The sequence below is a fragment of the Paenibacillus sp. cl141a genome (assembly GCF_900109305.1).
In the GTDB taxonomy this organism is placed as follows: Bacteria; Bacillota; Bacilli; order Paenibacillales; family Paenibacillaceae; genus Paenibacillus_AQ; species Paenibacillus_AQ lautus_A.
In genome coordinates this window covers 531,168-546,399 of record NZ_FNZO01000002.1, presented here as the reverse complement: position 1 = coordinate 546,399, position 15,232 = coordinate 531,168, and the positions used below count along the sequence as shown (strand labels likewise).

Genomic DNA, 15,232 nt, shown 5'->3' with positions numbered 1-15,232 from the left:
TCCTCCCGTCTATTTACGCGTCTTGACCTACAGTTTCATCCGTAATGCCCAGCTCTTCCTTGATCCAGTCGTAACCTTCCGCTTCCAGACGCTCAGCCAGCTCAGGGCCGCCTGATTTCACGATGCGCCCTTGCATCATAACGTGTACGTAATCTGGCGTGATATAGTTAAGCAAACGCTGGTAGTGGGTAATAATCAAGAAACCGCGCTCCTCGGACTTCATGGCATTTACGCCGTTCGCCACGATTCTCAAAGCATCGATATCCAGACCGGAGTCGATTTCGTCAAGCACGACGATTTTCGGATCCAGCATCATCATTTGCAGAATTTCATTACGTTTCTTCTCACCGCCGGAGAAGCCTTCGTTCAGGTAACGGTGAGCAAACTCGGGATTCATCTCGAGCTCTTTCATTTTGCCTTCCATTTGACGAATGAACTTGATCAGGGAAATCTCGTTGCCTTCGCCGCGGCGTGCATTGATGGAGCTGCGCAGGAAATCGGAGTTCGTCACGCCGGCGATTTCGCTCGGATATTGCATGGCCAGGAACAGGCCTGCGCGTGCACGTTCGTCTACTTCCATCTCCAGCACGTCTTCATCGTCGAGGAATACTTTACCTTCGGTTACTTCATATTTAGGATGACCCATCAACGCGGAAGCCAACGTACTTTTACCCGTTCCGTTTGGTCCCATGATGGCATGAACTTCTCCGCCCTTCATCTCAAGGTTGATCCCCTTCAGGATCTCCTTGCCTTCGATCGTTGCTTTCAATCCTTCAATGACAAACTTGGTTGACATATTAGATTCCCTCCGTTGAATAGGTAGTGTATTTGTTGTCCCATATGATAACAGGATTGTACGCCCTGATTTCATAAAACAAAAAGTGATTCTTTATTTATAATCATTCTAAACTGATTATCAATGATTCTCAAGCCATTTTATAATAAAAAATGACGTATTTCAACCGGACAAGCCTTTTGGAGACAACATTCGGACAACTGTAACCATTAAAAACAGGCTTGACCGATTAACCGGCCAAGCCTGTTTCATTCCGCCTTTTCATCCGCCGTATATGCTGAGGCTCCCCGTGTCGCCACGACATCTAGGCAGGGCGGCGTCAACCGCGCGTCGTCAGACGGTGTCGGGGACACACGAGCTATAAGGACTCGTTAACGAGTCTCAAGCTGCAGCGAATGAATTGGGATATCATTCTATTGGAATCACGCTTTATCCAAGGTATGAGCGCAGCATCCACATATGCTTCTCGAGATCGGCCTTGAACCCGGTGAACATGTCGGCTGTCGGCGCATCTCCGGCTTCCTCTGCCATTTCGATGCCTTCCGCCAATTCCTCGGATACGGTAGCAAAGTCCTCGACCAAGGCCTGTACCATGCCGCGGGTATCCTCGTTACCGGATGCCTCCTGAACGGTCGCAAGCTCCAGATATTCTTTCATCGTTGCAGCCGGCTTGCCTTTGATCGAAAGCAGGCGCTCCGCAACCTCATCCATTTTAAGCGTGATTTCGTCATACAGCTCTTCGAATTTAACATGAAGGGAGTAGAACTGCTCTCCGGTTACATACCAGTGATAGTTGTGAAGTTTGACGTAGAGCACGTTGAAGTTCGCAACCTGCTGATTGAGCAATTGCTCCAGACTTGCGTTTTTTGTTTTTCCTGCAGCTTTACCAGATGTAGTTTTTGCCATGGTTTATCCCTTCCTTTTCTATATGAAATGCACCCTGTACTGCGTCAAAGGAACATTCGGCAGATCGGTGTATCCCCATTGTAACTGGAACCATCTGCTAATGCTATTCCTTCATTAATATATGAGTACATCCTGTGCTTGGGCGTCTATTTGTAGTTTACCCTTAGGACTGCGAAGCGAATCAGGTTCGGCTGACCTTGAGACTTGCCAAAAAATTATACAAAATTCGCGAAAAAACGTTATACTAGGTAATACCAAGCAAAAAAGTTGGCTTTGTTTTTTCTTCTATTATATTTGGGGGTGACCATCCATGTCTGCATATCATCCGCTGAACGCGGACGAAGCGATACAATTAGCTAGAAGTATACCGGGCCGGTTCCCGGACCATGCCGAACTCGAATGCCGCGAAATCGGCGACGGCAATCTCAATCTGGTGTTTCATGTCACCGCCAAAAATACGGCTGATAGTATCATTATCAAGCAAGCTGTTCCTTATGCAAAAGTCGTAGGCGAATCCTGGCCGCTGTCTCTCGACCGCGCGCGCATCGAACGTCTCGCCCTGGAGACGGAGTACTCCCTGTGCCCTGACCTCGTGCCGAAAGTATACGGCTATTCGGATGAGCTCGCCTACACCGTGATGGAAGACTTGAGCGAGTACACCATCATGCGCAAAGGCCTTATCGAAGGCATCGCCTATCCCAAGTTTGCGGAGCATATCGGCCGGTTTTTGGCCAGAACCCTGTTCTATACGTCGGATCTGGGCATGAACCAGCAGCAGAAGAAGGAACTTGCCGGCCGTTTTGTTAATCCGGATCTATGCAAAATAACCGAAGACTTAATCTTTGAGGATCCATACCGTGAATCCGCCAACAACAACTATGAACAGAGCATTGCCGATGAAGCGGAAGCCCTTCGCGCCGACCTGCCGCTTCACTTCGAAGTCGCGCTGCTGCGCCATAAGTTTCTGACCCATGCTCAAGCTCTGCTCCACGGGGATCTGCATACGGGCAGCATCTTCGTCACGCCGGAATCCACCAAGGTGATCGATCCGGAATTCGCATATTTCGGCCCGATGGGATTCGATATTGGCGCGGTGATCGGCAACCTCCTGCTCAACTACGCCGCACAGCCGGGCTGGAGCGGGGACGAGCAGACGCTGGCCGCCAGGGAGGCCCGACTCCTCGAGATGGCGAGCGGCGTTTGGACCCACTTCGAGAACAACTTCCGCTCGCTGTGGAACGATGATCTCTTGGACGAGATGTCCAGCACGCCAGGCTATCAGGATCATTATGTGTCGCAGGTTTTGAAGGATGCCGCAGGATTCGCGGGCTGCAAAATGATTCGGCGTATCGTCGGATTGTCCCATGTTGCGGACATCGACACTATCGCAGATGATAAGGCCAGGGAGACTGCACAGCGCAAAGCGCTCGCCATCGGCAAAAATCTCGTGCGCCATCACCGCAGCATCAAGTCCTTCGAGGACATACTGACCTTGATCACGCAAGCATCCAAAGGAAATGAGGTATCGATATGAGCGGTATGACTACCGACAATACCAGCATCTATGAACCGCTAAGCTCGGTTTACTGGGGAGGAGACCATTTGGTCCTTCTGGATCAGCGCTTGCTCCCGGAAGAGATCGTCTATCTTAAGCTCTATACGCCAGAGGAAGTCTGGGAAGGGATTCACTCCATGAAAGTCCGCGGCGCACCGGCGATCGGCATCGCGGCAGCATTCGGCGCCGTACTCGGCGGAATGCAGGTGGAAGCCGATGGTCGCGAGGAGGAGTGGCTTCAGCAAGTCGCAAAAACCTGCGCTTATCTCGCAACGTCCAGACCGACGGCTGTCAATTTGTTCTGGGCGCTGGACCGTATCAAGCTTGCAGCCGAGAAGCTGGCTTCGGCTTCGGATCTCGACACGGCCGGTCTGAACGCGGCGCTGCTCGCCGAAGCCGAAGCCATCCGGGCCGAGGACGAGGATGTATGCCGCCGCATCGGCGAGAACGCGCTGCCGTTCTTCCGGGACGGCATGGGTGTGCTCACTCACTGCAATGCGGGGGGATTGGCGACCGCCAAATACGGGACCGCCCTGGCGCCAATGTATCTGGCCCATGAGCAGGGCCTGAACATCAAGGTGTTCGCAGATGAGACGAGACCCGTTCTGCAAGGCGCCCGCCTGACCGCCTTTGAACTCCAGCAGGCCGGCATCGACGTAACGCTGCTGGCTGACAACATGGCCGCCATGGTCATGTCCAAAGGTTGGATACAAGCGGTTATCGTCGGTACGGATCGCGTAGCCGCAAACGGCGATGTCGCCAACAAAATCGGTACGTATGGGGTTGCGGTTCTGGCTAAAGCCCATGGCATACCTTTTTATGTGGCGTGCCCGTTGTCCACGATCGACCTGAATACGAAGACGGGTGCCGATATTCCGATTGAGGAGCGGCCGGCGGAAGAAATCACGGAAGGTTTCGGCAAGCGCACCGCTCCGCATGGCGTTAAAGTGTACAACCCTGCCTTCGACATTACGCCGAACGAATACGTGACGGCGATCATAACGGAAAAAGGCGTCGTGCAAGCACCTTACGAAGAGAGCTTGAAAAGCTTATTCGAGTAAGCCGCTGCAAGATTTCACGCCATCAACGAACAAACGGACAAAAGGCCCCTGCCGATTGTCCGTTTGTTCTCTTTGATTGCGTTTCGGCGCATTTTTTTCCCTGGTGAAGCTGACAAAAGCATCGCTTATCTCATTAAAAAAAGAGCGATCCGCACCGGAATCACTCTTGTACCGCTTAAGCCTGTTGTGCTCAGATCATCCGAAGGATCGCATCCTTGCCGGCGAGGCCGGGATGAATGCCCCACTTCTCCGCCTCCAAGGTTACCGATTCCAGCGGTGCCTCCAGCAGTTGTTCCAATGTGCGAACCCCAACGGCTCTCCCGGCAATAATTTTGCGGTCTGCAAGCTGTTCGTTCAGAAGGCCCACATCGAGGGCACCGCACATAATATAACCGCGGGAAGTGTATACAGCCAGCAGCGTAGTTTTCGGAAGTTTGACCTCGAAGCCCATAACGGTATGTCCTTCAATCTCGATCGGCAGTAAAGTCACCAATATAAACAAACCTCCCCTCACATCGGCTTAGAATTATGTTTATTCTCTTTGAACCGACATGGTGCGAATGTCTCTGATATTACGCAAGGGCGTCTTATGTTTATGGTGCGAACGTCTCTCGATATAATAGAATAAAAATGAAATATCCGTGACATTAGGACTATGAAAATTCGAAAATTATGGTATATTTGATTCAGTAGAAAACCTGTGAAAGCTGGTGAATGATAAAAGCTATGAACACAATACCTGTCACCGATGATAACGGCTTTTTATTCAACGTTGATATTCTGGTCAAGAGTCCCTCCAACGCACTGGCTTTGCAATATTTGCTGGAAATGCTGAACGACAAGGCCGAAGTCGTCGATTTCCGGATTAAGTCCGGAATGGAACTTGGAGAAATTATCAACACCTTGGTCCAAGCCAAGAAAGATTCCGTTATTAGCAATGCCTCCCGGAAGATGGCTTCTTCTACGACTCAGCATGAGAAACCTGCTCCGCCTGCGATATCCTCGCCGGAAAAAAAGATCGCTGCAAGCGCACCTCCTGTCCAAACTCCACTCGCCGGAAATGATCCCTTTGAATGGATTAAAGTATACAGTAAGGACAATCGCCTTGTTCGCCTGACAACCAACCGCCACGGTAAGCAGACAAGCCTACCCTGCCGAATACTCAATTATGACGAAAGCAATTTCCTGGTCAACGTCTATCATGTCGATGAGAAGCAGGTATATACCTTCAAACTCAATGAAATCGACGAGTTCAGCGTGAGCTGAGTCGGCAGCATACCATAGGTATGTAAAAACGGCATCGCCGCCCTTTATCAGGGATCGGTGAAGCCGTTCTTTTTTTTGAGTACTAGTTTTTACGGGACAGCGCCGAGGACATCAGGAGCAGCCAGCCTGCGATAAAGGATACGCCGCCGATCGGCGTAATCGCCCCTAGCCATTTGATGCCGGATATACTTAACACGTAGAGACTGCCGGAAAAAATAACGGTTCCCGCGATGAATAAAGCCCCCGCCCAAAGCAGCTTCCGGGATTCGCCCAGCACCTTGGCCACAATCCCCGTAATCAGGACCGCCAGTCCGTGAATCATATGATAGTGGACGCCCGTCTCATAGGTGGCAAGCTCGTCCGGCGTAATGATATCCTCCAGCATATGGGCGCCGAATGCTCCAATGGCGACGGACAATGCCATCAGGATCGAGCCCCATGCGATGAAAGCACGACTCATGTTTTTTCAACCCCTTTTTGACAGCGGACACCCGTGTCCATATGTAATCATGTTAAGTTTAACGGATTCGCGTACGCTTTTCCACCGGCGTGTAAGCGCTTTGGACTTGATTTCAGGGCCATTTTGTGAAAGATTAATAAGGATGTCTTTTATTTGGAAACCCTACATGGACCCATTAAGAATGAATCTCAAGTTAGGAGCGATTATGTACATGGATCAACAATCACCTTCCTCCCCATCCGAGGGGCAAGATTCGCCCAAGCGACCTAAAACCACCTTCATTCCCCCCGAGGACAGAAAGAACTCCCGCTTCGGCATTGCATCATTCATTCTGTCGATCGTGACGCTGCTTGGTTATATTCTGCTCGGCGCGCTCGGCACCACGATGATTGAACCTTACATGACGGAAAACGGGCCGATCCTGGAGCCGACTCAGGAAACGCTTGAAGCGATGACCACGCTGGCGGCCGTTTTCATTCTCGTGATGATCATCAATATCGTCGGCCTGGCGCTTGGCATTGTCGGCTGCTTCTCTAAGACGCGCAAGCGTGCCGTCGCCGTCATTGCCACCATCGTGAACGGCGTAGTCATCGTCACCATCGGCGCCCTTTTCCTATTCGTATTAAGCGCATAAGGATTACGTACCAGGACACTTGCCTGATCCATTTCAGGTTAAGTGTCTTTTTCATGGCAAACACGGATTCACACTCACATATCGCTCTTTCTCCCGAATATAATGAGATACTACAGCCGAAAAGACGGCAACCGTGTCAAGGCTACACTTGGGAGGTGACTGTCCGTGCAAAATGAAGACGCTCTGTCGTTTGTCGTATCCCGTGAAGACTGGTCGCTGCACCGCAAAGGCTATCAGGATCAGGTACGTCACCAGCATAAAATCCGCGAAGTGATCAAACGCAACCTGCCCGACCTTATTACTGAGGAAAACATTATTTTGTCCGACGGAAAGCAGATCATTAAAGTTCCGATCCGAAGCCTTGACGAATACCGTTTCATCTACAATTACCAGAAGCAAAAGCATGTCGGTCAAGGCGACGGTGACAGTCAGGTTGGGGACGTCCTTGGACGCGACCCTTCAGCGGCCCAGCCCGGAAAAGGAGAATCGGCCGGTGACCAGGCGGGACAGGATATTGTGGAAACCGAGGTCAGCCTGGAAGAGCTGGAGAATATGCTGTTTGAGGAGCTAGAGCTCCCGCTTCTGCAGCCCAAGGATAAAGAGCAGATCGAGACGGAGTCCATCGTGTTCAACGACATCCGCAAAAAAGGCATCATGTCCAACATCGATAAGAAACGCACCATCCTGGAGAATCTGCGCCGCAATGCGAGGGACGGCAAGCCCGGCATTCACGGCATCAGTCCGGACGACCTGCGCTACAAAACCTGGGACGACACCGTCATACCGGAATCCAATGCGGTCATCATCGCCATGATGGACACTTCCGGTTCCATGGGTTCCTTCGAGAAATACTGCGCGCGCAGCTTTTTCTTCTGGATGACCCGTTTCCTCCGCAAGCAGTACGAGAAGGTGGAAATCGTGTTTATCGCCCACCATACCGAAGCGAAGGAAGTGACCGAAGAGGAGTTCTTCACGCGCGGCGAAAGCGGCGGTACGATATGTTCATCCGCGTATCAGAAGGCGCTGGATATCATTCACCACCGGTACCCTCCTTCCAAATACAACATCTATCCCTTCCATTTCTCGGACGGCGATAATCTCACATCCGATAATGAACGCTGTGTCAAACTCATCGGGGAGCTGCTGAAGGTGAGCAACATGTTCGGTTACGGCGAGGTCAATCAATACAATCGCAGCAGCACGCTGATGTCGGCGTATAAAAATATCAAGCTGGACCAATTCATGTACCATGTCATAAAGGACAAAGGGGAAGTGTACGAGGCGCTCAAGACCTTTTTTCGGAAACGGCAAGGAGCCGCTACCTGATTCTAAAGTCGATAAGTGAAAGAAAAAAAATAAATATCGGTTGACCTGGACACTGGAGGAGGCAGGGACCTCCTCTTTCTTATGGCCTCCTTCGATACGGCTAACAGCCCATTGCCGAATAATGGATATGTCAAGCATAATTGCTTGTCATTTCAAATGAAAAATCTGTCTTATTATTGACATCACAATGTAGCCGTAGGTTCATTTTTTTGTCACCTTCTGTTTTTCCAAGGATGGTAGTATTAGCTATGACATCTTGTTGCAGGATATTACAGGATTCGATAAACGTCTCCTGCATATGAAATATCCTCCTATAAAGGAAAGGGAAGGTTTACCATGTTCCAAATGACACATCGACTATCCAGCACCCAGACGTTTGAGAATATGTCCTACATATTATCGCAGCGGCTGTTACAGGGCGGCATGAGCGCAGATCCCTCGAGAGGAGTGATCTTCCGTGCCGATATCCGATAAACCCCATTCACGTTACATGCCCGGTCTTGACGGACTGAGGGCCCTCGCATTAATCGGAGTGATGGGATACCACTGGAATTTTGGCTTTGCTGGCGGCGGGTTTCTCGGGGTAAGTTTATTCTTCGTATTGTCCGGTTACCTCATTACGGATATTTTGGCTTCGCAATGGCATCATCATAGACGGATTGATCTCAAGGATTTTTGGATACGGAGATTCCGGCGTCTCCTGCCGGCGATGCTGCTCATGCTGTTCATCCTTGTGGTATGGGTAACGCTGTTCGACCGGTCAAGATTGGCTACGCTTCGAAGCGAAGTGCTCGGAGCAGTTACGTACATAAGCAACTGGCAGTTTATTTTTCAGCAGCAATCCTATTTTGAATCATTTGGCCCGCCTTCTCCGCTGGGGCATTTCTGGTCGCTAGCGGTGGAAGAACAGTTCTACCTGCTGTGGCCGGTTATCATGCTGGCGGCGCTCAAGCTGTTTCCCCGCCGAGGGCAGCTCTTTGCGTTCATTGCCGCCGGTGCCGCGATTTCCGCGCTCCTCATGGCCGTGATCTATCAACCGGGCGACGATCCGAGCCGGGTTTACTACGGTACGGATACCCGGGCGTTCGGCCTGCTGATCGGAGCGGGGCTGGCCATCGTATGGCCCAGCTGGAAGCTGTCCTCCCGCGCTTCAAGAGGCATCCGCTATAAACTCAACATGACGGGCGCCGCGGCAATGCTTATCATTCTCTACATGATGTGGCAGGTGGACCGTTACGATGCATTCCTGTACCAAGGTGGCATGTTCCTGTTTTCCTTGGCCGGTGCCGTGCTCGTAGCGGTGCTGGCCCACCCTGCCGCTTCCATCAGCCGCTTGTTAAGCTGGAAGCCGCTGCTGTGGATCGGCGTTCGTTCCTATGGCATCTACTTATGGCATTACCCGGTCATGATCCTGACCTCGCCTGATTCCGGCGCTAGCGATCTCAGTCTGCTTCAGACTGCGCTGCAAATCACCGCAAGCGTTCTGCTGGCCGCGCTATCCTGGAAGTATGTCGAAGAACCGATACGGCATGGCGGTCTCATTAAATTATGGCTTAAAGCCCGCTCGCTTCGCCGCCGCCCGGCTTCGATTTCGTTAAGAGGCTGGGTCGTGTCCCTGAGCTCTCTTATGCTGATCGGCATATTCTGTTCGGGGATGATGAGCAGCGTGTCCTCTGCAAGAACGGTGGGCGATATCGCTGCCATGCTGAACATCGATGACCCTGCTCCGGAGGAAGCGGCTCAGACTCCAAGCACCGAGTCTGCTACGGCCGAACCGCCGCAACCGGTCGACACGAACGGAGACAACGCAGCGCCTCCTGCCGTAAAGCCAACGAATCAACCGGATACAGTGAAGGAGCCGAATTCTAGGGATGAAGATGCTAAGGCTCCGCTTCCGGACGGAGCGGCGGACTCTGGCAATAACGACGCCGATGCTGATGAGAACGAAGTGCAGGACCCAGCGGCAGAGAACAACCAAGACGTCCAAGACAAGCAAACCGGCGGAGAAAGCGATCCTATGGATAAGGCTGACTCCGGGAAACCGATTCCGGATCAACCGGATGACGATAAGATTGGCGAGCCGAATGGGGATCAGGTCGATAAGCCGGATCCATCCAAGGACCCGGCAAGCGGAGCTCCCGGCGACAAGAACGATCCTGCCAAGCCGGCGACGAAGCCGGAGCAGCCACCGGTAACCAAATCCGCCATCACGGCCATCGGGGATTCGGTGATGCTCGGGGTCTCCCCTTATCTGGAAAAATCGCTGCCCGGCATTCACGTCGATGCGGTGATTGGCCGCCAAATGCGTCAAGCCGATGACCTGATTCCGGCCCTGAGATCCGAAAATCGGATTGACGGCGGCATTGTCATCATCGGGCTCGGAACCAACGGCGCCTTCGCGCAAAAGGATCTCGATTCCCTGCTGGGCCCTTTGGATTCGGCCAAACAGATTTTGCTTATCAATACGCGCGTTCCGCGCGATTGGGAACAGAACGTTAACGGCATGCTCGCCAAAGCAGCCGAACGGAACCCGAAAGTTACGCTGGTGGATTGGTATTCAGCCAGTAAGGACCATCCGGAATACTTCCGGTCCGACGGCGTCCATCTGGAGCCGGAAGGTGCCGAGGCCTACACATCCATGCTGCTTCAAGCCATCAAGAAATAAACGGTTTGTCCTGATTCTTGCCATCATTCATTCTTATATGTCGACCTGATCTCATCATTCGATGAGACAGGTCGACTTTTTAGTTATATACGTATACGCAAGCAGCAATATGATATAATTCGGTTACTTAATCTCATCATTTCTTAATTGAAGGCGGTGTCTTGGCATATGAACAATATCGTGACAATGAAATGGCTGCTGGCAAGACTCTATGAACCGGATCTGGTCATCGTCGATTGCCGTTTTGCCCTCGGCAAGCCGGAAAGCGGCCGAGCCTCATACGAGGAATCGCATATTCCGCGGGCGGTTTACCTCGACCTGGAGAAGGACCTCTCCTCCCCCATTACCGAGCATGGCGGCCGCCATCCCCTGCCGGACCTGGATCGCCTCGCACAACGTCTTGGCCAGTCCGGCATTCAGGGCAGCAGCCGCGTCGTGATCTACGACGACCAGGGCGGCGCGATGGCCAGCCGGCTATGGTGGCTGCTGAAATATACGGGCCACGAGCAGGCCTACGTGTTGGATGAAGGGTTTACGGCTTGGAAGAACGCTTCGTATCCGGTAACGGACGAACAGCCGGTCGTCATTCCGGTTACATATGGCATCCACCTTAAGCCCGATAAATTGGTCCGCGTCGATGAAGTACGCAAGGCGTCGCAGCAGCGAAGCAAAACACTCATCGATTCCCGCGAGCCGCGTAGATATGCCGGATTGGAGGAGCCCATGGACGCCAAAGCCGGGCATATTCCGGGTGCTGTGAACTATTTCTGGAAAGGCGTCCTGGATGATTCCGGACATTGGAAGGATGCGGAAGCGATCCGCGAGCATTTCTCGGACATCCCGCAAGATGCCGAGATCATTGTATACTGCGGCTCCGGCGTCACCGCTTGTCCGAACGTGCTAGCCCTGGAGGAAGCCGGGTACGGCAACGTAAAGCTGTACGCGGGCAGCTGGAGCGATTGGATCAGTTATGAGGAGAACCCGGTGGCGACTGGGGAAGAATAACCTGCAAGAACCCGCGCTCTGCGCGGGTTCTTTTTGTTGGGGCTAGGGTGGTGTACCCTCGGTACACAGTGCTCTGAGATATTCCGAGTCAACGAGGAGTCAACAAGAAGGGTTGATCCATGTGTACTTTGTCTTGAGCATACCTCCCATGAAGTAGTCGCCTTGGCATGCTTTACATAGCAGAAAGGCGGCTCCCACTGAGTCAACAACAGACAAAAGTAATCAACTTTCGATCAACAATAAGTCCCATGATAAGCTTGCCAAAAAAACAATGGAAGGGAGAATAGGCACCTTCAATCAATTTCACAGCTGTCGCTATCGGCCGGAACAAATTCCAGAATGTCTCCCGGCTGACAGTCTAGAATTTCGCAGATCGCTTCCAAGGTAGAGAACCGGATCGCCTTCACTTTCCCCGTTTTCAGATTGGACAGATTGACGTTCGAGATCCCTACCTTGTCAGCCAAGTCATTCAATTTCATTTTTTTGTCGGCCAGAACTCGGTCCAGACGTATAATAATCGGCACTATCACCAGTCTCCATTCTCATAAAGTCGAATCATGCTCTTCCTGCAGAAGAGCACCGTACTTGAAAATCTCGGAGACGAACAGCACTAGTATGCCGATGATAATTCCGATTAAAGAGATACCGCCCAGATTGATTGAGAAGATGCGAGTAACGAACAGGCAGATCAGAATATTGAGAACGAGCTTCGCCAGCAAAGAATACAGGATAACGATGATTCCCAGCCTTTTCAGACGGGCCGCATTCGCCAGACTAAACGGGCTGTTTCCGCTAAGTATGCTTCCTATTATATAGCGAATCTGGCCGATCGAGTAGATGTAGGCACAGAAGACAAGTGTGGCATTGGTCAAGCTGACGACCAGATAAGCGTTCTTGGCATCAAACATGTCGGGATTGATCGGTTGAAAATAAGTGAAAGGCACCATGACGCTCTTCGTCACCGTATCCGATAATGGTACTGAAAAGAACCAGTGCGCGATTCCCTTCTCTGCGTCGAACATCTCCTGGGGCTTCAATCCGAGCCATAGATTGAAACAGACGTATGCAATGAGCAGCCCGATTCTTCCCCAGTATCCGATCTTAAGCGCAGTGTGCATTCTTTTGAAGCCAGGTTTGGCTTTGAATTCAATTCCGTTCATGCGCAATCTCCTTTTCATGTGAACTTACAATATATACTAAATGATTCATTTATGAAAAACAATAACTATTTAATGATAAACATTAAATTAAAAATAAGCTGCTTTATGATGGTAAGGCGTGCACGGATCGCTTAGCGCCAAACTTCTTAGACAAAGTGGAAGATCGAATTACCGAAGCAATTACCGGTACAGTGGGTTCAAGTGGACAGCATATCCCAATGAAACTAACCTTGAGGCATAGATTCCTGCGCTCACCTACATACACTGCTAGATGTGGCGTGATACTGTGTACCCGTGTCACACCCATGGCAGTGCTGATCTCGCTTTTATCCTTATTTATGGTCTTCTGAGGTGCTTGCTGGCGAGGAACTGAAGAGTGCCCAGAGGTACATGGGCAGATGTGGACATTGTGGATGTGATGCTGTGTATATCAAGAGGTTGATGCTGTTGGTCGCGATACGTCTGTCGGGTCAGGTATAGCTTATACGGTGTATTCTGGCGAGGTTACAAAAGGGAGACCACTCGTAGCAATGTGGCTGACTGGGTCCAAGACCGGCTCTGGGACCAATGCCCCTACGTAACTCGCATGGCCTGTTGTGTAGGCACTTTCTGCCATGATCGCAAGCTGGAGCGATTGGATCAGCTATGAGGAGAACCCCGTGGCGACCGGGACGGAATCACTAGGTTGAAATCGGGAAAAGCCCGCTATGGTAGCGGGCTTTTCATTATTTTGTTGATCATCTGCATTCTTTCCTACATTAAAATTCCTGACAGATGCTCAAGAGCCATCGAGCGTATCCGCTTCTCCTCAGGGATATTCTCGTAAAGAAGAGACTCTTTGCCCGCTTCGGCCATCCGCTTGCGGAGAGCAGCAATTCGGCCTTTGCCGGAATCGATAAACCGGAAGTCGAGCTGGCGCAAGCACTCCATTGTTGTTAAGCCGCCCAAGGCTTCCGCCTTGATCCTTGTAGAAATCTCCTTCAGCATTAGAACCTCCAACCGGTCCGCGGTCCACAGATTCCCGATCTCCTGCAAGGATTTCATATAATCCAGTTCAAGCTGCCGAAGATTTCGCATATGCGAGAAATCGCACAAGCGCTCGACTTTCGGCAGCGACAAATGCAGAAAGACCAGATGATCCAATGCAGCCAGGTCATCAATATTCACCAGGTTGCGGACGGAGGACAACCTCAGCATGCTTACATTCGATTCGGCCAACACGTTAAGCGAACCGTTCACGGTACAGCTGTCTAGGGCCAAATACTTCATCAAGGGCAAATCCACGACAAAATCCAGTTGATCGATGGAGCAGTTCAGGACCAGCGTATCCAGGCGAATGCAGTCGGCAATCGGCGCTAGATCATCGAATTTACCGCTGAGTTCCAGGTATTTTAGAAACTTGTAGCTCCGGATAAAATCGATGCTTTGCGTTTTGGGCGAGCGTAACTTAAGAAACTTCATTCGATCCATCGCGCCCAGCCTGGTTAAATCCTGCCGCTGTTTCAGATCCAAATGTAAAGCAGCAACAAACTTCAGTCCCGCGAGCGTCTTCAGAAATTCATCGGTATATCTTCCGTTCGCTTCTGCATGATAAATATGCAGTATCAAGTCCGGACGCTTGGAAAACACCTGCTCGTCCAGCTTCAGCAGATCTTCCGCATCGTCTGCCCCGACAACAAAACCGATGGTTGCACGGTTTCTCAGCTGTTTAACGGCACTATGCATTTTGTCCGTGCTCCAGGGAGCACCGCTCATCGATGCAGCCCACGGCTCGCTCATTTCGTTCGCCTCCATTCTTTGAACTGATCTGGGAGCCTCAACTCCGCCTTAAATCTAGTTAACATAGTACCAAAATATGGGCAAATCTTCCACTTCAACAGAAGAGAAGAAGCCGTCCTTCTTCGTGTCGATGAAGAGGACAGCTTCTATGCAATTCTAAAAACTCTATTAGGGCGTGTATGCAAACTGTGACGCCATAATTTGGGTAAATAATAAGTATGATGAGACGATATGAAATACGTGATGACCAATGGGAAAAGATTAAGGACCTGGCCAAGTGTTTACAGCCGATTTCGCCGTTGGAAAATCGCCGGCATTTGGGACAAAATCTTAGAGCATGTCTCCACGGAACCTGATTGGAAAGCGTCATGATTTGACGCGACGATCGTCCGTGTTCACCAACATGCAGCGGAAGCAAAAGGGGGGCCTCAAGCAAGCAATAGGGCGTTCCCGTGGCGGGCTAACCACCAAAATTCACGCCGTGGTGGATGAGCCACATCTGATTTGCCTTATCCCGGTAGGGACTCGGGCCATGCACCGGGGGGCAACCCTGTTCAATAGCAGCACGGCCAAACGCGCTCTAGACCAAATGTTGACTTCGGGCATGGAGGAGCCAGAT

16 protein-coding genes and 1 pseudogene are annotated in these 15,232 nt (G+C 51.3%); 9 read left to right on the top strand and 8 right to left on the bottom strand.

Annotation, left to right across the window (positions count from 1 at the left end):
* Positions 1 to 13: 13 nt before the first annotated feature.
* Both sufC and BMX45_RS07660 read right to left on the bottom strand, forming a co-directional pair.
* Positions 14 to 796 carry a Fe-S cluster assembly ATPase SufC gene (gene sufC, locus BMX45_RS07665; RefSeq protein WP_015737018.1) on the bottom strand — a complete coding sequence of 261 codons (783 nt, stop codon included), beginning with the start codon at positions 794 to 796 and terminating at the stop codon, positions 14 to 16.
* Between the two features lie 429 nt (positions 797 to 1,225).
* The gene (locus BMX45_RS07660) at positions 1,226 to 1,702 is read right to left on the bottom strand and encodes a Dps family protein (RefSeq protein WP_009595811.1); all 477 of its coding nucleotides are present in this window, start codon (positions 1,700 to 1,702) and stop codon (positions 1,226 to 1,228) included.
* Positions 1,703 to 2,012: 310 nt separating this feature from the next.
* Here BMX45_RS07660 and mtnK point away from each other — a divergent pair, with 310 nt between their 5' ends.
* Positions 2,013 to 3,236, top strand: coding sequence for an S-methyl-5-thioribose kinase (gene mtnK / locus BMX45_RS07655; protein ID WP_090909167.1), 1,224 nt, complete (start codon positions 2,013 to 2,015; stop codon positions 3,234 to 3,236).
* Positions 3,233 to 4,318 (top strand): S-methyl-5-thioribose-1-phosphate isomerase, encoded by a 1,086-nt coding sequence (gene mtnA, locus BMX45_RS07650; RefSeq protein ID WP_090909166.1) that lies wholly within the window; start codon positions 3,233 to 3,235, stop codon positions 4,316 to 4,318. The genes mtnK and mtnA overlap by 4 nt, the downstream gene beginning before the upstream one ends.
* 190 nt (positions 4,319 to 4,508) lie before the next feature.
* On the opposite strand, the gene BMX45_RS07645 is transcribed toward mtnA, so the two are convergent.
* Positions 4,509 to 4,811, bottom strand: coding sequence for a YunC family protein (locus tag BMX45_RS07645; RefSeq protein WP_090909165.1), 303 nt, complete (start codon positions 4,809 to 4,811; stop codon positions 4,509 to 4,511).
* A 233-nt stretch (positions 4,812 to 5,044) separates the two neighbouring features.
* Between BMX45_RS07645 and BMX45_RS07640 the strand changes: the two genes are divergently transcribed.
* On the top strand, positions 5,045 to 5,584 hold the full coding sequence (locus tag BMX45_RS07640; protein ID WP_235201615.1) for a hypothetical protein: 540 nt from the start codon (positions 5,045 to 5,047) through the stop codon (positions 5,582 to 5,584).
* Between the two features lie 82 nt (positions 5,585 to 5,666).
* On the opposite strand, the gene BMX45_RS07635 is transcribed toward BMX45_RS07640, so the two are convergent.
* A complete protein-coding gene (locus BMX45_RS07635) occupies positions 5,667 to 6,044 on the bottom strand; it encodes a DUF423 domain-containing protein (protein ID WP_090909164.1) in 378 nt (125 codons plus the stop codon).
* A 211-nt stretch (positions 6,045 to 6,255) separates the two neighbouring features.
* Between BMX45_RS07635 and BMX45_RS07630 the strand changes: the two genes are divergently transcribed.
* Positions 6,256 to 6,678: a hypothetical protein gene (locus BMX45_RS07630; protein ID WP_228468856.1), complete on the top strand. Its 423-nt coding sequence runs from the start codon at positions 6,256 to 6,258 to the stop codon at positions 6,676 to 6,678.
* A gap of 165 nt (positions 6,679 to 6,843) precedes the next feature.
* Positions 6,844 to 8,004 carry a sporulation protein YhbH gene (gene yhbH, locus BMX45_RS07625; RefSeq protein WP_009595852.1) on the top strand — a complete coding sequence of 387 codons (1,161 nt, stop codon included), beginning with the start codon at positions 6,844 to 6,846 and terminating at the stop codon, positions 8,002 to 8,004.
* A 130-nt stretch (positions 8,005 to 8,134) separates the two neighbouring features.
* On the opposite strand, the gene BMX45_RS31260 is transcribed toward yhbH, so the two are convergent.
* Complete coding sequence (locus tag BMX45_RS31260) at positions 8,135 to 8,302, bottom strand: hypothetical protein (protein WP_175495058.1); 168 nt, start codon at positions 8,300 to 8,302, stop codon at positions 8,135 to 8,137.
* 47 nt (positions 8,303 to 8,349) lie between these two features.
* Here BMX45_RS31260 and BMX45_RS32095 point away from each other — a divergent pair, with 47 nt between their 5' ends.
* From BMX45_RS32095 to BMX45_RS07615, 3 genes are all read left to right on the top strand, one after another.
* Complete coding sequence (locus BMX45_RS32095; protein ID WP_302847874.1) at positions 8,350 to 8,478, top strand: hypothetical protein; 129 nt, start codon at positions 8,350 to 8,352, stop codon at positions 8,476 to 8,478.
* Positions 8,462 to 10,669: an acyltransferase family protein gene (locus tag BMX45_RS07620; protein ID WP_090909163.1), complete on the top strand. Its 2,208-nt coding sequence runs from the start codon at positions 8,462 to 8,464 to the stop codon at positions 10,667 to 10,669. Before BMX45_RS32095 ends, BMX45_RS07620 begins: the two co-directional genes overlap by 17 nt.
* Before the next feature lie 168 nt (positions 10,670 to 10,837).
* The gene (locus tag BMX45_RS07615) at positions 10,838 to 11,674 is read left to right on the top strand and encodes a sulfurtransferase (RefSeq protein ID WP_090909162.1); all 837 of its coding nucleotides are present in this window, start codon (positions 10,838 to 10,840) and stop codon (positions 11,672 to 11,674) included.
* A gap of 293 nt (positions 11,675 to 11,967) precedes the next feature.
* Here BMX45_RS07615 and BMX45_RS07610 read toward each other — a convergent pair whose 3' ends face one another.
* The 3 genes from BMX45_RS07610 to BMX45_RS07600 form a co-directional block, all read right to left on the bottom strand.
* Positions 11,968 to 12,198: a helix-turn-helix domain-containing protein gene (locus tag BMX45_RS07610; protein WP_009595835.1), complete on the bottom strand. Its 231-nt coding sequence runs from the start codon at positions 12,196 to 12,198 to the stop codon at positions 11,968 to 11,970.
* An 18-nt stretch (positions 12,199 to 12,216) separates the two neighbouring features.
* Positions 12,217 to 12,834: a DUF2975 domain-containing protein gene (locus tag BMX45_RS07605; protein WP_090909161.1), complete on the bottom strand. Its 618-nt coding sequence runs from the start codon at positions 12,832 to 12,834 to the stop codon at positions 12,217 to 12,219.
* Positions 12,835 to 13,587: 753 nt separating this feature from the next.
* The gene (locus tag BMX45_RS07600) at positions 13,588 to 14,613 is read right to left on the bottom strand and encodes a leucine-rich repeat domain-containing protein (protein WP_090909160.1); all 1,026 of its coding nucleotides are present in this window, start codon (positions 14,611 to 14,613) and stop codon (positions 13,588 to 13,590) included.
* 406 nt (positions 14,614 to 15,019) lie between these two features.
* Here BMX45_RS07600 and BMX45_RS30965 point away from each other — a divergent pair.
* Positions 15,020 to 15,103 (top strand): annotated as a pseudogene (locus tag BMX45_RS30965) (IS5/IS1182 family transposase); the annotation flags it as partial.
* Positions 15,104 to 15,232: the final 129 nt, after the last annotated feature.